The sequence below is a fragment of the Cupriavidus sp. USMAHM13 genome (assembly GCF_001854285.1).
In the GTDB taxonomy this organism is placed as follows: domain Bacteria; phylum Pseudomonadota; class Gammaproteobacteria; order Burkholderiales; family Burkholderiaceae; genus Cupriavidus; species Cupriavidus malaysiensis.
The window spans coordinates 944,661-963,344 of sequence record NZ_CP017752.1 but is presented as its reverse complement, the minus strand read 5'-3'; the positions used below and the strand labels follow the sequence as shown (position 1 = coordinate 963,344).

At 68.9% G+C, this 18,684-nt stretch carries 13 protein-coding genes; all 13 read right to left on the bottom strand.

All coding sequences use genetic code 11. The features are described from left to right. Positions 1-25: 25 nt before the first annotated feature. The 13 genes from BKK81_RS22665 to BKK81_RS22605 are packed head-to-tail and all read right to left on the bottom strand — an operon-like array spanning position 26 to position 18,637. The gene (locus tag BKK81_RS22665; protein WP_071017911.1) at positions 26-751 is read right to left on the bottom strand and encodes an ABC transporter ATP-binding protein; all 726 of its coding nucleotides are present in this window, start codon (positions 749-751) and stop codon (positions 26-28) included. Next, positions 744-1,997 carry an ABC transporter permease gene (locus tag BKK81_RS22660; protein ID WP_197524040.1) on the bottom strand — a complete coding sequence of 418 codons (1,254 nt, stop codon included), beginning with the start codon at positions 1,995-1,997 and terminating at the stop codon, positions 744-746. The genes BKK81_RS22665 and BKK81_RS22660 overlap by 8 nt, the downstream gene beginning before the upstream one ends. Positions 1,998-2,017: 20 nt before the next feature. Then, the gene (locus BKK81_RS22655; RefSeq protein ID WP_071017907.1) at positions 2,018-3,454 is read right to left on the bottom strand and encodes an ABC transporter permease; all 1,437 of its coding nucleotides are present in this window, start codon (positions 3,452-3,454) and stop codon (positions 2,018-2,020) included. Between the two features lie 8 nt (positions 3,455-3,462). Continuing rightward, complete coding sequence (locus tag BKK81_RS22650; protein ID WP_197524039.1) at positions 3,463-4,314, bottom strand: outer membrane lipoprotein-sorting protein; 852 nt, start codon at positions 4,312-4,314, stop codon at positions 3,463-3,465. Positions 4,315-4,325: 11 nt separating this feature from the next. After that, positions 4,326-5,483 carry a hypothetical protein gene (locus tag BKK81_RS22645; protein WP_071017903.1) on the bottom strand — a complete coding sequence of 386 codons (1,158 nt, stop codon included), beginning with the start codon at positions 5,481-5,483 and terminating at the stop codon, positions 4,326-4,328. Continuing rightward, entirely contained in the window at positions 5,480-8,320 is a 2,841-nt protein-coding gene (locus tag BKK81_RS22640) for an aminotransferase class III-fold pyridoxal phosphate-dependent enzyme (protein WP_083384361.1), read from the bottom strand. Before BKK81_RS22640 ends, BKK81_RS22645 begins: the two co-directional genes overlap by 4 nt. Continuing rightward, positions 8,317-9,489, bottom strand: coding sequence for an acyl-CoA dehydrogenase family protein (locus BKK81_RS22635; RefSeq protein ID WP_071017899.1), 1,173 nt, complete (start codon positions 9,487-9,489; stop codon positions 8,317-8,319). Before BKK81_RS22635 ends, BKK81_RS22640 begins: the two co-directional genes overlap by 4 nt. 4 nt (positions 9,490-9,493) lie before the next feature. Further along, entirely contained in the window at positions 9,494-11,989 is a 2,496-nt protein-coding gene (locus tag BKK81_RS22630; RefSeq protein WP_083384359.1) for a polyketide synthase, read from the bottom strand. Further along, a complete protein-coding gene (locus tag BKK81_RS22625; protein ID WP_197524038.1) occupies positions 11,986-13,596 on the bottom strand; it encodes an AMP-binding protein in 1,611 nt (536 codons plus the stop codon). The genes BKK81_RS22630 and BKK81_RS22625 overlap by 4 nt, the downstream gene beginning before the upstream one ends. A 21-nt stretch (positions 13,597-13,617) precedes the next feature. Continuing rightward, on the bottom strand, positions 13,618-15,168 hold the full coding sequence (locus BKK81_RS22620; protein ID WP_071017896.1) for an aminotransferase class I/II-fold pyridoxal phosphate-dependent enzyme: 1,551 nt from the start codon (positions 15,166-15,168) through the stop codon (positions 13,618-13,620). Between the two features lie 49 nt (positions 15,169-15,217). After that, positions 15,218-16,267 (bottom strand): Rieske 2Fe-2S domain-containing protein, encoded by a 1,050-nt coding sequence (locus BKK81_RS22615; RefSeq protein ID WP_071017894.1) that lies wholly within the window; start codon positions 16,265-16,267, stop codon positions 15,218-15,220. Next, complete coding sequence (locus BKK81_RS22610; RefSeq protein ID WP_071017892.1) at positions 16,264-16,542, bottom strand: acyl carrier protein; 279 nt, start codon at positions 16,540-16,542, stop codon at positions 16,264-16,266. The genes BKK81_RS22615 and BKK81_RS22610 overlap by 4 nt, the downstream gene beginning before the upstream one ends. Continuing rightward, positions 16,529-18,637 (bottom strand): AMP-binding protein, encoded by a 2,109-nt coding sequence (locus BKK81_RS22605; RefSeq protein ID WP_197524037.1) that lies wholly within the window; start codon positions 18,635-18,637, stop codon positions 16,529-16,531. The genes BKK81_RS22610 and BKK81_RS22605 overlap by 14 nt, the downstream gene beginning before the upstream one ends. Positions 18,638-18,684 lie beyond the last annotated feature (47 nt).

Genomic DNA, 18,684 nt, shown 5'->3' with positions numbered 1-18,684 from the left:
CCTGCAAGCAAGGCGGCAGACGCCGCTACGCCAGCGCATCGAACGCGACGGTCTGCTGGTCGGCCACGATCCTGCCGTCCCGCAGCGAGATCACGCGCCGGCCCCGTTCGATGACCTGCGGATCGTGCGAGCTGAACACGAAGGTAATCCCCGCCTGCTCGTTGAGGCCCACCATCAGGTCCATCAGGTTCCGCGCGGACTTCGAGTCCAGGTTGGCGGTCGGTTCGTCGGCAATCACCAGCTTGGGACGGCTCGCGATCGCTCGCGCCACCGCCACCCGCTGCTGCTGGCCACCGCTCAGCTGGTCGGGGTAGCGATGCATCAGCCCGCCGAGCCCCAGCTGCTCCAGCACCTCGCGGGACACCCGGCGGCGCTCGGCGGCCGGCCGGCCCTGGAATTCCATCACCATTTCCGTGTTCTCGGCCGCGGTCAGCACCGGCATCAGGTTGTAGGCCTGGAAGACGAAGCCGATCTCATCCCGGCGGATGCGCGCCAGCTCCGCGAGCGACGCCTGCGACAGCGGACGCTCGCAGAACGCGAGATGTCCTGCCGTGGGCGTGTCGAGCAGGCCGATGATATTCAGCAGCGTCGTCTTGCCCGATCCCGACGGGCCCGCGATCACGGCGAAGTCGCCATGCCGGATGCCCAGGTCGATGTCGGTGAGGGCGCTTACCTGTTGCTGCTTGCGGCGGAAAACCTTGCCGATGCCGCGTAGCTGGATGATGGGCGCGAAGGCGTCTTGCTCAGCCATGTTGACTCGCTTGAAGTGGGGAAAGGCGCCCGGCCCGGAAGGCCGGGAAGACCGTGACGACGACGGTCAGCAGGAACACGAAGCCGGCGCCGGCAAACAGCTTCCCCGGCTGCAGGTAGGAACGGAATCGGTCCGGCAGCATCACGCCGCCGGCTTCGAGGCTGGTACCGAAGATCTCCCTGAAGTTGAGGCCCTCGGTGGCAAAGTGCAGGTGCGCTGCGTAGCCGAGCGCGAGCCCCAGCGCCACGCTCGCCGCCGCCAGGTACAAAGCCTCACGCAGCACGACCCGGGTGACCAGCATCGGGCTTGCCCCGAGCGCCAGCATCACGCTGAACTCGCGGGCGCGCTTCATGACCGACATCACGATCGTGTTCAGGATGCCGGCCGCCACCACGATGAAGACGATCACCATCAGCAGGTACATGCCCGCCGCATCGAGCATCACCGCGGAATAGAGCTCCGGCGCCGCCTCGCTCCAGCTTCGTACCTGCAGCGGCTGCCCTTGCGCGAGCGCCTCCAGCTTCCCGCGCAGCGACACCGCCGCCGGCGCCAGCTCGGATTCGTCACGCAGGTAAACCGCGATCTCGCTGACACCGCCGGTACGCGCCAGCCGCTGCGCCTCGTGTAACGGCAGCTCGACCCAGAAGGCATCGAGTTCGACCATGCCGGTATGGAAGATGCCGGCGACCCGGAAAGCCGCGCGCGAGAAATCGGAGCCCAAGGCGGGCTTGACCGTCAGCGTCAGCCGGTCACCGAGTCCCACCGCCAGAGCACGCGCCAGGCGTGAGCCGATGACGATCGGCGGCAACTGGCCGGCAGGCGTGGCGGCGGCGGGCGGCATCAGCGGCTCACCTTCGAAGACGGCTTTGCGATCGGCGATGCCGGACACCTCGGCCTCGAGTCCGGGCACGACGCCGGATGCCGTCACCGCCACGGTGTTGCCGCCGGACTGTGCCATGGCGTTCAGCCTCAGGCGCGGCACGACATGGGTCGCCTGCGGCAGCCCTGCCTGTATCCGCTGCGCCAGCGCTTCGCCATCGGCGACCAGCCGATCGAGCCCCGGATTGTCGGCGTACCCCCGCGCGGTCACGATCATGTGGCCGAGACCCATGCGCACCCCGACGTCGATCATGGCGCGGTGCCCGCCTTCGGACAGCCCCTGGAATACCGTCATCAGCGCAACCGTGGCAACCACGATCAGCGCCGTCAGCACGCTGCGGCGGCGGTTGCGCAGCAGGTTGCGCACCGCGAGTCTGTGTTCCATGCTCATTTGATCGATAATCCTTGCGCAGCCGGAATGCGCGTAGCCACGGCCGCTGGCACCACGGCAGCCAGCAGGTTGATGAGGAACAGGCATAACAGCGGAATCACTGCGTTGACGGGCGAGAGGCTCGCGCGCAGCACCGGTGCCACGCTGACCCCGGACATGGAGAAGCCGCCGAAGGCCGACACATCGATGCCATGCACGTGGAGCCACGCCTGGGCCAAGTAGCCGATGGCGAGGCCGGCCAGGCACGACAGCGCTGTCAACCAGCACGTTTCCAGCATCACCAGGCTCATGATGCTGCGCGGCGCCTGGCCGAGTGCCTTGAGCAGGCTGATCTCGTGCTGGCGCTCCAGCACGCTGACCAGCATGGTGTTGAGCACGCCGATGCCCGCCACCAGGAACACGATGAAGACAAGCGTCCCCATCAAGGCCTGGTTGGACGCGATCAGCGCCGTGATGTCGGGCCGCAGTTGCGACCACGCCAGTACCGAGCGCGGCGGCGCACCGGGGGTGGCGGCCAGCGTGCGCCCGAGCGCTGCCGCCACGTCCACGGCCTCGCGCGGATCACGGATCCGAATGGCGATCTCGTGTGCCTGCCGCTCCAGCAGCAGCAGTTTCTGCAGGTCTTCCATCTGCAGCAGCACGCGGGTGCGGTCGACGGCATCGAGTCCCGAACGCGAGATGCCCACGACCTCCAGGTCAATGGTGGATTGCGCGCCCAGCGTGTTCTCATACAGCAGGCTGACGCGGTCGCCGATGCTCACACCCAGGTTGCTTGCCAGCTTGCTGCCGAGTACCGCAGCCGGCGGCCGCTCAGGGCGTGGTGCCAGCTGCTCCGCGATGCCTGCCGTCTCCTGCACGCGCCGCGCCGCCGCCGCACTGCCCGGCCGCCGGCCGGCGTCTTCGATGCGCGCGAAGGCATCGTCCACCGCATCTTGCGTCAGCCGCCGGTCGAGCGCCGCCTGCGCCGCGCTCAATGGCCTGGCACTGCGCCAGGGTGTGGGCTGCCCGGGAACGAAACGCCCCTGCACGAGGGTCCGTTCCATGGTGGTGACGCCACGTTCCGCGTCCGGCTCGATACCCATCAGCTGCACGCCGCCCGAGCGCTGACCATGGCTCAGGTAACCCCATGCATAGAGCCGCCTGGCCACCTGCCGCACCTGCGCCGGTTCGCGCAGGCGCGCGACGTCGTCCGCGCCGGCCGGCACCGTCTTGAGGACCTGCCGGGTGGCGAGATAGTCCGGGTGGTGGACCTGGATATGGCCCACCTCGCCATCGACCGTGCCCTTGATCAGGTCGAGGCTCAGGCCGTCCATGATGCCCAGCGTTGCCATGCACAGCGACATGGCGAGCGCGATGCCGGCACCGGCGATGAAGCTGCGCTTGCGATTGCGGCGCAGGTTCCGCCACGCCATCTTGAAGGTGGAACTGGTCATCGGCAAGCTCAGCGGAAGGCCCGTTCAGTGAACTCGTCGGCCTTCAGGTCGAGGCCGAAGCGGATGCGCTTGTAGTCGATGCGGGTGTACTCGCCAGGCCGGTCGAACACACTCATGGTGAGACGCGTCGGTACCGCCTTGCCGTCCATCGTGCGCACGTCTTCGTAGTCCAGCGCGCGCGCGGGCTTTTCATCGCCGGCCCGGCGGAAGTACTCCACCCGCCTCGGATAGGCCTGCCGGTCCGCCCCCACGTACAGCCGGTAGAGCACCTTGCCCCAGGACACGGGTGCGGTCGGCAACGGCGCCAACGCGATCGTGTGCTCCTCGACCGGCTGCCCGGCGGCGTCCTTGCCCGGCGCGCTGCCGACCAGCACATAGCTGTAGTGCCGCGACAGATCGGTCTCGCGCATCAGGTCGTCATTGGTGAAATGGCTGCCCATCCAGTTGTCGCCGAGCATCGAGTTCCCCATCACGGTGATGCGGTTCGTGCGCGGATCGTAGAAGCTGATCTTGTCGCCGACCTTGAGCGTGGCGTTATCGCGCCAGAGCGCCGGGCCGAGCATGCGCAGCAGCACCTTGGCCGCGGGGGCGCGGTCGTCCGTCATCACCAGCAGGTCGTACTCGCGTTCGAAGCTGGTCTTCTTGATGGTCATGCTCATCACGGCCGCCGAGGTCTTGCCTCGGAGGATGTGCTCGGCGCCGTAGATCCACTGCGCCAGCGTGCGGTCGTCGGGCTGCCCGGCCGCGGGCGCTACCGCCTCGCCACTGGACGCGGCCCGCGCCAGCGGGATGGATGCGGGCGCTGTCCAGGCCACGCAGGCGGCCAGCAGGCAGAGCATTCGGGAGGATGTCGGGAACATGGGCATTGCGGTCATGACGGGAAGACGGAGGCGCCTGGTGGCGGCGAGCAGAAATCCGCAGGAGCACGGCGGTAGCGGTGATGCGGGTCACCGTCCTGCAGCGGACGTCCCGCGCGGGCGATGAAGAGCAGCGGGTCGGCGCAGCCGAGCAGTCCGCCCAGCAGCTCGCTCAGGTCCGGGTGCTGCAGCGCGACGGAGAGCGGATGCAGGCTCAGCCCCGCTTCGCCCGCCGCCAGCCACAGGCGGACGACCGCCTCGCCCGCAAGCAGGTCGCGGCCCGGTGTCGCGCCCGTTGCCGGCGAACTCAGCACGAGCACGGTCGGACTGCTGCGGATCAGCCATTCGAGGTGCGTGCCGATGCGCGCCGTGGCCCCCAGCGGACCCAGCGTTGCCAGCAACGCGGGATGCAGCAATACGCGATGGAGCTGGCGACGCCACGCCGGCATCGGCCCGAACAGGCTCTGGATATTGATGCCGGTGCCGTGCGGCGCGCGCGCGGCGTCGCTGAACACCAGATGCCGGTAGGTCTCGCGCCACGCAGCGCGGTGCACGAAGTCACGGGCGGCATGCCGGCGATAGAAAGCGCTGAGCCGGCTGTGGCGTTCGCCATGCCGAACCGCCTGCCAGCGCATCGGCACCGCCTGGGCGGCACCGGCGAGGCTGTGCGGCAGCAGGTCCGAGCCTGTGAGCGCGCCGAAGTCGACCTCTCCGCCATAGACACCGCGGGCAGTGCGGCGTCGGCGCAGCGCGGCGGCCAGCCTCCGCAGCGCGGCCGGACATGCTGCCACCCCGCGCGCCCCGAGATCGATCTGCACGACCGGCACCAGATGAACGCCGTGTGCCTCCGGCGCTCCGGTCAGCCAGCGGGCTTCCGCCGGCCAGCCCGCCATCCGCAGCAGGTTCAACAGGATGGCGGCGAAGCCGCCGACGCTGATCGACATCTCGGTCCGCAGCGCCGGAAGCGCATCGAGAGCCCTGCGGCGGTCGATGCTGATCACCAGCCTGCCCGGCGTTCCCGCCCCGCCGATCGCCGACGGTCCCCGGGCGTGCAGCAGGCTGACGTGCCAGGGCTGGCAATTATGCGAGGACGGCGCCAGTGCGGCGAGCGCCAGCAGGTCGCTCAGCGAACCCGGCCACGGCAGGCCTGCCTTCACATCCGCCGGGCTCATGCCTTCTGCACCAGTTCGAAGCCGTGCAGCCGCGCCAGTGCCGCGATCTCGCGGACCTGCGCGGTGGTGATGGCGGCCTTGCTGAAGTCGCGACGGATGCCGGCCAGGCCCAGCAGCAAGGTCTCGCCGGCGCAGGCGTAGACCTTGCCAGGCGGCAGGCGCATCCCGGGAAGCCCGAAGCCGGGCGCCATCGGCAGGCTGACGATGCCGCCGCGGATCAGGCGCACGTTGGCACGCGCGGCGAGCGAGCGGGCGTTCACGTCTCCGGGCACGGCCACGTCGCAGACGAGAACGGGACGGTCGGCCGCCAGGCAGGTCGCATCAAGTACCGCATGCGCGCTGTTGGAAGCACTGATGACGATATCGGCCTGCCGGCACAGCTCAGGTGCCTCGCCGAGCCGGATCAGTCCGCTCTCCAGCAGCCAGGCGGCCACCGGCTCGCTGTCGGGCAGCGGGCCGCTGCCCCACCTGTCGCGCAAGCGCGCCATCAACCGCCCTTCGGCGCCATCCGCGCACAGGCTGCCGGCCCGCGCGTGCCCGGGCATCCGCATGGTCTCCAGCAGCTCCGCCGCGATCGCCTGCGCGACCGCGCGCAGGCGGGCGAGCGAGCCGGGACGTCCCAGCAACAGCAGGCTGCCGCACTCCCGCGCCAGCAGCGCCGCGTGTGTCTGGCCGATATTGCCCGCCGCGCCGACCACCGCCACATCGGCACTCTCGAGTGCGATCCCCGCCTCGCGGGCTGCCTCGCGGGCCGCCGCCATGCTGGTGGCGACCGTCAGCGCATTGCCGGTCGTGACCGCCGGATGATCATGGTCGAAATCGGTGCAGTTCGCGGTAACGATCGAGGTGTAGCCGCCGAAGCCCACCAGGCTGCAACCGTCTTCCCGGGCCTGCCGGTAGGCGTGGTGTACCTGCGCGCGGATCTGCCCCGACTTGTTGAAGCGCATGTCCAGCTCGATCGCCTCCGCATCCATCAGGATCGCGTAGAGCACCAGCTCCACTTCGCGGCCGAGCGCAGAGCGCACGCGACGGCGCGCCACCTGGCGAGGCTCCAGCGCGCGCTGCATCCGGCCCCGCAGTTCGCCGATCTGGTCGTCGGACAGGCCGGCCACGGCGGGATCCCAGGCGCGCACGCTGTCGGTATCGACCAGGTGGGCAATGAATCCGACGCGCTCGCAAGGCCCGTCGCCACTGTCATGGGACATGGCGGCGTCCGCCCCGAAGCCGTCCGCCGGACGCTCGCCGGGCGTTCCATCGATTGCCGGGCCGGACAGGTGATGCAGCAAGGCCGCGACGTCCCCGGCATCGAGCACCGCGCAAAGGCCATCCAGCGCGCGGCAGGCCTGGCGCACGTCATCCGCGGCAAGATAGGCCGAAGGCTGCAGGCGCAGCACGCGCCGGCGTCCGAGCGATGGCAGCACGCGCACCTGATGGCTGTGCAGAAGGTAGCCCGCGCTCAGCATGCCGAGCATCTGCTGCTGCGCCAGGCTGGCCAGCACCGCCGACGGGTGATCCGAGAAGTCCTCCAGCTCGACGCCCAGCATGCAGCCGCGGCCGCGCACATCGCTGATCACGCGCGGCCAGCGCTGCTGCAGCCCACGCAGTTCCGCCAGCAGCGTTTCGCCGAGCCTGGCGCTGCGGCGCGCCAGATCGTCCCGCTCGATGATCTCCAGGCTGCGCTTGGCGATGATCGACGACATGTCGTCCTCGGCGAATGTCGAACTGTGCAGCATGCTGAACTCGGGGAAGTAGAGATCCGCCCGCACGGCCAGGGCGGAAATCTTGGCGAGGCCGCCGCCCAGCGACTTGGCGAAGGTCAGGTAGTCGGCCGGCAGCCCGCAGGCATGGCTCTCGACGGGCCGCCCGGAGCGGCCCAGGCCGCACTGGATCTCGTCCGCGATCAGCGCCACCTGCGGGTGGCGGGCACGCAGTTCCCGCAGCAGGGCCTGCTCCTCGGCGCCGAGTTCGACGACACCGCCCTCACCGCGCAGCGGTTCGTAGATCACGGCCGCCAGCGTCGGTACCCTGTGCCGGACCAGCGCGAACGGTTCGAAGGCGAAGCCGAAGAACTCGAGGCACCGGCCCTCCACCTCCTCGAGGAAGTCTCCCGGCGACTCGATGAAGACCGCGCCGTCGTGGTTGCGGATGAAGGGCAGCCTGGCATCGCGGTTCCAGGTATGCGCCAGCGATCCCATCGTCTTGCCATGGAAGGCGCGCGGAAAGGCCGCGATAACCGCCTGCGTGTTGGCGGCGCGCTGGTTCGCCGCCGACACTGCCGCCAGCAGGTCATCCAGGCTGGTGAGCGGCTCCTGCCTGAGGCGGCGCTCGCAAGCCTGCAGGAAGGCGGCGTCGACGCGCACTGCGCCGCGCTCGATCCGCGTCAGGAGTTCGCGCACATTGGACGCCGCGGCTTCGGCAAGCCGCGCCACCCGCTGGCCGAAGGCGTAGCGGGCGTGCTTCAACGCCGCCTCCACGGCCTCGGTTCCGGTGCTGTACAGCGCGATGCTGAAGGCCGTACCGGTGTGCCGCTGCAAGTAGTCGGCGAGGCTCTCCTTCAGGTCGAGCGAGCGCTTGCGGCATGAGCCTTGCGCGAGGAAGGGACGCCGCCGCGCAATGCAGTCCTGCAGCACCTCGGTGATCTCGGGATGGTAATGCCCGAGCAGTGAGGCGCCGAAGCCCCCGACCAGATCCAGCACCGGCACTTCGGCGCCATCGTCGTCCTGCAGGTACAGGTGGTCGCCCCTGGCTCGCGTGTACTCCACGTACACGCCCGCTGCCGCGAGCAGTTCCTCCTTGCCCAGACCCGCCTGGCCCACACTGGCTAGCGTCTTCATCATGCCCGTCCCGCGTGAGGTTGGAACTCGCGGCCGAGCTGCCTCAGGAGCTGGTCCTTGAGGACTTCACTGCCGCCCGAGAACAGTGTCGACGGCAAGGCATTGCGCAACTGCCGCTCCGCATCGCCTTCGAGCACGCCGGCCGCCCCGTGTATATGCACGGCGTCCAGTCCGTTCTTCACTGCCGCCTCCGACACCAGCAGCTTGGCAATGGCCGCCGCGTCCTGGGCCGGCTCGCCGTGGTCCAGTTTCCACGCCGCGTGCAGGCATGCCAGCCGGGCACTCTCCAGCCGCACGTGCATGTCGGCGATGCGATGCGCCAGGGCCTGCTGGGCAAGCAGGGGCTTGCCGAACTGCTCCCGCGTGCGGGCACGCTGCCACGTGCGGCGCAGCTGGCGCCGCATGCTTCCCAGATAGATCGCAAACAGGCAACTGCGCTCCCATTCCATGCTGGCCAGGAAGATCGGGCCGCCTGCGCCCTCGGCGCCGAGTCGCTGCGCGGCGCTGACCCAGGTTCCGTCGAAGCGGATATCCCCCATGGCCGTGGTACGCAGGCCGACCTTCTCGTGAGGCTTCGCGCTGATGTGCACGCCCGGGCTATGCCTGTCGAGGACGAAGGCGCTGTAGTCGAGGAAACCCCCGCCATTCCCGGTGCGGGCATGCACCACGATGAAATCGCATACCGGCGCGTTCGTGATGTAGCACTTCTCGCCTTGCAGGCGATAGCCGTCTCCCTCGCGGATCGCGGTGCATTGCATCGCATTGATATCCGACCCGGCCTGGGCTTCGGTGATGGCGTGCGCGCCTATCCAGCCCTGCTGCACCACGGCGCTGAGCCAGCGTTCACGCTGCGCATCATCGCCGAAGCGCGCCACCGGGTGGACGCAGGCGCAAAGGTGCGCGGCCAAGGCGAACAGCAGGCCGGTGTCCTCGCAATGCTCGGCAAGCGCTTCCAGCGCATGGACGAGGTCCAGCGCACCGTACCCTTCGCCCCCCAGTCCGGCGGGCACGTTCAGCGCATGAACGCGGTGGCTGGCCAGGATGGCCCAGCGTTCCGGGCAGAAGCGGCCCTCCCGGTCACGCCCGGCCAGGGCGGGATCCTGCAGGTCGCGCCCGAGCGCTCCCATGTGCGTGGCGATGTCCCGGTGACGGGCACTGGTGGAGAAGTCCATGCGTTCAGCCCCTGCTTTCCTCGAGTAGTACGTGATAGTTGACGCCGCCTGTGCCGAAGGCATTGACGGCGGCACGGCGGGTTCTCGCCTCGGCGGCCGGCCACGGCGCCCCGCGTTCGAGCGGATCGAAGCGGGATGCGGCAAGGCGCAGTTCCGCCTTGAGCGGCGCGCCGAAATAGTTGGCCGGAATCGCCTGGGCGCGCAGCGCCAATACCGTCTTGATCAGGCCGGCGATGCCGGCCGCGGCAAAGCAGTGCCCGAAGCGCGATTTCAGTGCGCCGAGGTGCAAGGGCCGGGCGCGCTGGCCATACACCGCGGCGAGGGAAGCGATCTCCACCTCGTCGCCGATCAGCGTGCCGGTGCCGTGCGTCTCGACGAAGTCGATCGCGTCCGGTCCGAAATCGACCTGGCCGAAGGCCCGCTGCATCGCCTTGACCTGGCCATCCGGGTTCGGCGCGACCATCGATCTGCTCTGCGTACAAGAGGCCGAAGCGCGTATGCGGGCCAGCGCAGGCACGCCCCAGCCTGCGGCATCGTCTGCCGTGGCGAGCACCAGGACCCCGGCGCCATCGCCTGGAGTGAAGCCGTCTGCCGCCTGTGTAAAGCTGGCGATCAGTCCGCTGGACAGCATTCGCTGCGAGGCGCACAGCACCAGGTCCGCAACGTTGACGGGCGTTTCCGCCCCAGCCACCACGGCCAGGCGGCAGCGCCCGCTGCGCAAGCTGTTCAGCGCCAGGTCCAGCGCCGCCAGCGATCCCGCGCAGGCGGCCTCCACCGCGACACAGCGCGCGGACGCGCCCGCAAGCCGCGCCAGCTCCCGGCTGATGCCGCTGGCACTGAGCTGCCGGCAGGCATCGCCGCCAAGGTCGGCCGCTTCCGGCCCGCCCTGCCCTCGCTCGCGCAGTCGTGCGGCGGCCGCCCGCACCGCAGGCTCGGCCATCCCCAGCCGCCGCGCCACGGTGACGAACGCTGCCTCGATGCGCGGCAGCGCATCGCGCGCGGCCAGCCGGCGCAGCGGTGACGGCGTCAGGTTGGATGCCGTCACCACCAGCACCTCGTCCGCGCCCGCCGGCAGCGGCAGGGGCAGCCCATCCAGCGCTTCGCGGCCTGCCGCCAGGGCCATGCCGAAGGCGTCGTCACGCAGCGCCGCCGCCGGATCGCCCCGCAGCGGCTCGCAGTAGCTGGCCGCGCCGATGTAATAGCTCAGCGGCGCCCGCGGGTCTTCGTCATAGTAGGCCGCGCTGCCGTGGCGCTCCGGCGCCAATGGACGGAAGCAGTGCGTCGGCGACTGCAGCGCCCGCCAGTAGTCCTCCTTGTCCTGGCCACCGCCGAAGCGCGCTCCGATGCCCAAGACGGCGACAGGCGCCGGCGGTTCCGCATCAGGCAAGCCAGCGGGCGCTCCGGCCGGTGCCGGTGCCAGGGCGATGTGGTAGCGACGACCGTCCAGTGCCTCCCCCCGCACCGCCACCCGCAGGCCGGTCGCGTCGCCTGCCTGGGCATGCCCGGCTCCTCCACGATGTTGTGCCAGTGCTGCCTGCAGCAGGGCGCTCAGCACCTGCATGGAGAAACCGTAACCGCAGGCATCGTGTGCCAGCAGGCAATCGACCGGCACCGCGCCCGCTTCCATGCCGGACCGCGGCGCCTCGATGCCGTCGAGTACCAGCAGGCGACGGCCGGTGCCGGCCGGCGGCTCCCCGGCTGGTGCCTGCCCGCAGTCCACGCCGAAGTCGTCGATCAGCGCCATGGCACGCGCGCCAGCCGTCGCCGCATCCTGCAGTACCAGCGCGCAAGCGCCTTCACTGAACGCCGACATCAGGGATGCCGGCAGGCACGCACGCAACAGTCTCTCCACCAGCGGCGAGGCCAGGCACTGGGCGCCGAGCAGCAGCACCGATCGGGCCTGGCCGAGCGCGATGGCGTCCGCCGCGGCCAGCAAGCCTTCCAATCCGCTGCGCTCCTGTGCCTCCAGCGCGAATGCGCGGCCGCGCAGGCGGAAATGCGCCGCCACACGTGCCGGGATGCTGCTGGCCATCTCCCCGATCTTGTCGTGGGTGGTCGCCTGGAAGGTCTCGTCGAGCGTGCGCTTCCAGGCCGCGCGCGCGCGGCCGGGCTCGATGCCCGCGCTTTCCCAGCACGGCTCCGCCCACTCCACGGCAGCAATACGCGCGTAGTTCTCGTACTGCCGGTTCATCCCCAGCGCGTTGCAGAAGATGACATCCGTATGCTCGCGAGCGACCGCGTCTGCCTCGATACCCGCCATCGCCAGCGCCTCGCCGGCCAGCGCCATCAGGTCCAGTTGCACCGCATTGATCGAGTTCCGGTAGATCGGCGGGATGCCGAAGCCGCCGGGATCGACGGGCGATGGCCCCAGACGCCCCGGCGATGCCGCCGGTCCCCGTCCCATGCGCTGCCACAGCGCTTCCACATCGGCCGCCTGCGGATAGCGGCAGGCCAGCCCGGTGATCGCCAGCACGGCACCGGTTCGAGGATGGCCGCTCATTTCGCCTCTCCCTGCCGCAGTTGCTGCTGCAGGCGACGGTAGTCCGCCTTGCCGTTCGGCGTGCGCGGCAGCGCGTCGATCCTGATCATGCGATTCGGGATCATGTAGCGCGGCAGCAGGTCCGCGCAGAAGCGCTTCAACTCCAGCACCGGCACCGCCTCTTCGCCGGGGCGCGTCACGTACCAGGCATGCAGGCCCGGCGCCGCGCCCTCCTCGCCGGCATGGGCCAGGACAGCGACCTCGTGCACGGCGGGATGGCGGGCCAGCGCGGCTTCGATCTCGCCAAGTTCCACCCGGTAGCCGTTGAGCTTCAGCATGCGGTCCTTGCGACCGCGATAGACGAAGCTCCCATCCACCAGTTCGCCATAGTCGCCGGTGGCGTGCATGCCGGCACGGTGGTTCGGTGTATTGGGGTCATCGTCGCGCCGCCAGTAGCCGGGCGTCACGCAGGCGCCGCGCACCCAGATCTCGCCGATTGCACCGGCTGCGGTGAGCGGCTTCCCGCAGTCGTCCTGGAGCCAGACTTCCGCCGCGCTCACCGGCCTGCCGATCGGCAGCGGGTCATCGCTGCGCAGATCCGCCGCTGTCACCCGATGGAACAGGCAGACGTTGGTCTCGGTCGGACCGTAGAAATTGTAGAGGCGGCATCCTTCCGGCAGCGCCCGTGCCATGGCCCGCAGTTGGGGCTTGGGCATGACTTCGCCGGCGAACACGATGCAACGGGGAGCGGCCGCGCCCAAGCACTCCCAGGCGCCGGCGCGGTCGAGCAGCGCCAGCATGGACGGCACGCTGTACATCACGCTGATGTGCTGCTGCACGAGGATGTCCGCGATCCTGGCGACCTGTCTGCTCTCGGCTTCGTCCGTCACATACAGGGACGCTCCGGCCCGCAGGCTTGCGAACAGGTCGAAGGTGCTGAGGTCGAAGTTGAAGCTCGCCAGGTTCAACAGGCGGTCCGAGTCGCGCAGATCGAGCGTTCGCGTGCTCCAGCCGACGAAGCTGGCCAGATTGCGGTGGCTGAGTTGCACGCCTTTCGGCTGCCCGGTGGAACCCGAGGTATAGAGCAGCGCGGCCACGTCGTCCGCCGATCCCGGCGGATCCCCGTTGGCGAGGGCGCCTGCCCCGGCTGCGGGCAGTTCGTACAGGCGCGCGCCAAGCTTGCGCACGGGGCACGACAGGCGCGGCGGTTGCGGGAATGGCGCGTCATCGATGACGATCAGGCAATCGAGCGGTGTCGTCGCCGCGCCGGACAGCCACTGGGCGGCATGCGCGCTGTCGGCGATCAGCACCCTGGCGCCGGCGTCCGCGACGATGGTGCCTGCGCGCTCGACCGGCTGTGCGCCATCCAGCGGCAGATAGCGGTTGCCGGCAAAGAGCGCCGCCAGGACGGCGAGCGCGTAGCCATTGCCCTTGTCCATCCAGATCGCCGCCGCCTCGCCCCGTCCTGGCAGCAGCCCGCTGGCCAGGAGCCGTCCTATCCACTGCGCTGCCTCGCCGTAGCTGACGCCTGACGCGCCCAGCAGGAAAGGCGCCTGGGGCCGCTCCCCGGCATGGCGCAGCAAGGCCAGGTGCACGAAGGCGTCGTCGGGCGTGTGCATGGTGCTCATTTCCTCTCGCATCGGGCGCGTTCAGTGCGGCAGCAAACCATGTTCGCGCGCGGACTCGATCAGGATCCGCACGGCTTCGTCGAGATCGTCGCGGGTGTGCGACTCGAGGACACTGATGCGCAGCCGGGCATCGCCCACCGCGACGCCGGGGAAGACCACGGTCTGGCAGAACATGCCGCGCCGACGCACCGATCGCCCCAGGGCCATGGCGCGCCCCTCGTCGCCAATCACGATCGGGATGATCGCGCTCGCGGAGCGCTCCGTATCGAAGCCGATGGCATCCAGCGCGGACTTGAGGTAGCTGACGTTCTCCCAGAGCCGGCGCAGGCGCTCCGGCTCGGCTTCGAGAACGTCGAGCGCGGCGATCAAGCCGGCCGCCACGGTCGCCGGGATGGTCGCGGCGAAGACGTAGGCATTGGCATAGAAGCGCAGGTAGTCGATCACCTCCTTGTCGCCGACGACGAATCCGCCCTGCCCGCCCAGCGCCTTGCTCATCGTGCCCACTTCGAGGTCGACCATGCCCTTCATGCCGAAATGCTCCGCGGTGCCCGAACCCGTGGCGCCGAGCACACCCGTCGCATGCGCGTCGTCGATCAGCAGCTTGGCGCCATACTTGCGCGCGAGCCTGACCAGTCCGGGCAGGTCCACGATATCGCCGTGCATGCTGAAGACCCCATCGGCCACGATCAGGCGGCCGCCCGGGCGGTCGTCGGCACGCTGCAGCACCGCTTCGAGCGCGTCCATATCGTTGTGCGCATAGATCTTGCGGGCGGCACCGGACAGCTTGCAGCCGTCCTGGATGCTCATGTGGTTGCAGGCATCGGTAATGGCGACGTCATTGGCTCCCAGCAGCGCGGAGATCGTGCCCAGGTTCGCCGAGTAGCCGGATGGAAAGACGATGCAGTCCTCGCGGCCCTTGAACCTGGCCAGGCGCTGCTCGAGCTGCAGGTGCAGGTCGGTGGTGCCGCCGATCAGGCGGCTTCCGGTATTGGTCGCGCCATAGTCGCGCACGGCCGCCGCGATGGCATCGATGACACGCGGATGGTTGGCCAGGCCCAGGTAGTTGTTGGAGGCAAACAGCAGGAACTCGCGTTCGCGGCATTCGGCGCGGTCGAAAATGCGCGCGCGGCTCGTGCACAGGCCGCTCGAGGCCATGCCGTACCAGAACTCCCCGGCCGCTTCGCGTGAGCGCAGGAAGCGGCCGAAGCGCCGCGTCTTGGCGAACAGGTCGGACTCGCCGGAGCCGATGAAGTCGCGCATGGTGAGGTTGCCCGGTGCCGGCTCCCCCTGGACGTCCTCCGGGAACGCGGTCCCTTCGAGTTCGAAGACGGCGAAGCCGTGCAGCAGCGCACCAAGCGTATCGAATTGCTCCGCGCTGACGCGATCCGCGCCCCGGAACCGCTTCTTCAGGTCGGCAATGATCTCTGCCAGCATGATCGAATCGATGCCGAGCTCTTCCTGGAGCAGCGCATCGGGGTCGAGATCCGACTCGGCATACTGCGAGTGCGTCCTGACCACCTCGCGCACGACGGCGATTTTCCTGGCGCTATCAAACAAAACGGCGTTGTTCATGAAGCCTCTGCGTGTGGATATCTGGAAGGTCTGCGCTTGGTGGAATCCGTCAGTCGAGCCTGGCTGCCGCTGCGGCGGGCGTGGAAGCGGCACGGGTCAGGCTGTCGCGCATCTTCAGGTAGTAGGCGTTGACCTTGTCCAAGGGAATCAGCTTGTTGGCCTGGAGGTGCGAGATGCGCGGCTCCTGGCCGCGGATGGCTTCCATATCCTTGGCCTGCTGGATATACCGCTCCATGCGGCACATCAGCCACGGCCGCACCCTGCGCCAGAGGGGGATGGGCAGCGGCTTGATCATCGGCAGCAGCAGGTCGCGCTTCGGCTCCTGGTAGCAGACACAGACCCAGCAGTTGTCGTCGTCGACCGGCGTAGCGATCAGGTAGACGTCGAACACGTCATTGCGGATCTGCACCATGTTCGGCATCTGCACGTCCACGCCGATGCGCCAGCCGCGATTCCAGGGCATCTTCGCGCTCAGGGTTTCCTCGGCGGTGCGCTCGTCGTCCGCCCGCAGGATGAAATTGCTGCTGATCAGCGTGCCCTTGACCTCGCACCGAAAGTCATCGACGCGGCCACCCTTCGGATCCCAGATATTGAGCACCGACCCCTTGTGCACGAAGGGCACGTGGTAGACCTCGCAGACGCTCTCGACATAGCGTGTGTAGTGCACCGGCGCCTCCCATCCATAGCGGGAGGTGAAGCCCTGGTACTGGCTGAAGTTCTCGAACATGGGCACCTCCGGCAAGGTCTGCCCGTCCCCGTCGCCCGTCCAGAACCAGATCAGCCCATGCTGCTCACGCAGCACATAGGCTCGCACGCACATGGCTTTCGGCACCGTTCCGTTGCGGCCCAGCACCGGCATATGCACGCACCTGCCTTTCTGGTCGAACTGGAAGCCGTGATAGGGGCAGGCGAGCAGGTCGCCATGCTGCTTGCCATGGCTCAGCGGAATGCCTTTGTGCGGGCAGCGGTCATCCAGGCATACGGCCCGGCCGCTGGTATCCCGATAGACCACCAGCCGCTTGGAGAAGCGGGTGATGCCGACAGGCTTCTTGCGCACGTCCTCGCTGCGCAGGATGGCGTACCACTGGTTTGGGATCATGGGGCGATCTCGACGGTTTGCGGGCCGGCCTGCAGCCGCCCGATCAGACGGGCCAGCGCTCCGACGCTGGCGAAGTTGCCCGGGTGAACTTCGGAGACGGGAACGGCGATGCCAAAGCGCCGATGGGCGAAATCGACCACGTCGAACAGCGCCGCGGAATCGAGGATGTTCAGTTCCAGCAGCGGCGTGCCGGCGTCGATCCGGGTGCCGTCGCCCAGGAAGCTGTCGCTGATGAAGCCGATCAGCGCCTCGCTCACGTTGTCAGGCAATGCCATGGGAGACTCCTTGCGAAGATTGCTTCAGATGCCAGAGGCGATGTATCTCGCGTGCGAGCAGCTCCGGCGTGTTGTGCCGATAGAGTGAATCCGGTGCCACCCCGATGCCGTGGCTGGCGTCGAGTTCAGAGAGGATCTCCAGCGAGGACACCGAATCGAGCGCCAGCTCCGCGAAGCTCTCGTCCGGCCGGATTCGCGACGGGTCCGAGCGAGTGATGCGGCCGATGCGGGCGACGATCCAGGCCTGGATGCCCGCCACCGTCCAGCCGCCGTCGCCCGGGGCGATGGCCCCCTCCACCGGCATCGGCCCGGCGGCCTCGCGACGGTCGTCGCTGCGGTGATAGACGGGCAGGTCGCCGGAGAGGAAATCGCGGCGGATCGCCGTACGCTGCAGCTTTCCCGAAGAAGTGACCTTGATGGTCTTGCGCGGCACGAACAGGATCACCTCGGCCTTGATGCCGAAGCGGGCGATCAGGCCCGCGTTGATGCGACGCGCGACATCGTTGTGGTGCGTGAGCGTGCGGGGGCATTCGGCCGCGATCGCCACCACCTCGGCCCCGTCCTGCGTCAGCGGGAAGGCGGCAAACCTGCCGTTGACCAGTTCCGGGGCCGCCAGCGCGGCCGCCTGTTCGATGTCCTGCGGGTAGTAGTTGGCGCCCCGGATGATCAACAGTTCCTTCATGCGCCCGGTCACATACAGCTCCCCCTGGTCGATGAATCCCAGGTCTCCGGTACGCAGGTAGCGGCCCGTGCCGCCCGCAAGCGGCTGCCGGAACGTCTTCTCGGACTCCTCGGGCCTCCCCAGGTAGCCATGCGCCACGCTCGGACCGCTGATCCAGATCTCGCCGATCTCCCGCGCCATGCGCTCACGGCCGAGTTCGGGGTCGACGATGCGCAGGTCCAGGCTGGGGTGCACCCTGCCGCAGCTCACCACCGACTGCGTGCCGCCTTGCGCCTGGTCTTGCTCACGGACGATGCCGCGCGCCAGCGCCCTGGCATCCACGTGCACGGCGCGCAGCGATTCGGCATGAGGCTTGCCGGAGACCATCAGCGTGGTTTCCGCCATGCCGTAGCAGGGATAGATGGCCTCTGGACGGAACCCGGCGCAGGCGAAGCGCGCGGAGAACTCCGTCATGGTGCGATGGCTGATCGGCTCCGCGCCGCAGAAGGCGATGTTCCAGCTGGAGAGATCGAGCTTGCGCAGGTCGCGCTCGCGCACATGGCTGACACAAAGCTGGAAGGCGAAATTGGGCCCGCCGCTGCTGGTTCCGCGGAAGCGGGTGACGGCCTCCAGCCAGCGGAATGGATTGCGCACCAGCAGGCTGGTCGGCATCAGCAGCGCGGGGAACCCGGCATAGGTAGGTTGCAGCACCCCGCCCACCAGGCCCATGTCGTGGTATGGCGGCAGCCAGATGACCGAGCGGCTGACGCCACGCCGGTGGTTGAAGCAGTCCTGGATCAGCGCCGAGTTCTCGACCAGGTTCCGGTTGCTGACCATCACCCCCTTTGGCCGGCCCGTGGAGCCGGAGGTGTACTGCAGCATGGCGATGGCGGCCGGGTCCGGCGAAAGGCCGGCCAGGCTCGCAGCCGGCATCCGTTCGAGATCGGACAGCGCGCACCAGTGCACGCCTTTCAGCTCGCCGTCCCGGCGCAGCGGCGCCAGCGCCGTGTCCAGGCATTCACGCTCGGCCAGCACGATGCATTCGCGCAGGTCCTGCAAGATGTGCCGGATGCGATCCGCCTGCAAGGGATTGCCAGGGGGAAAGGTCGGCACAGCGATGGCACCGGCGGCGATACAGCCATAGAAGGCTGCAACGAAGGCCGGACCCTGCGGCAACGCGATCACGATCTTCTGCTGCGCCGATCCTCCCGGCTGCGCCAGTGCCCGGAACCCCTGGGCATAGCGGGCCACGCTTTGCGCCAGCTCGCCGTGCGTGACCGGCTCGCCGGCGCCATCCTCCGGATGCAGGAAGTGAAAGGCCAGTCCTCCCGGCTCTTCCTCGGCATTACGTCGAATCGAGTTCAGAATTGTCCAGTTCATCGGATGGCGATGCGAATCGCGGTCGGCGCCAGCGTCGATCGGCGTGCGGTCCATGGGCGCGGAGTCAATCGAAAGGGTTGGGCGCAGCAGGGGCTGTGGCA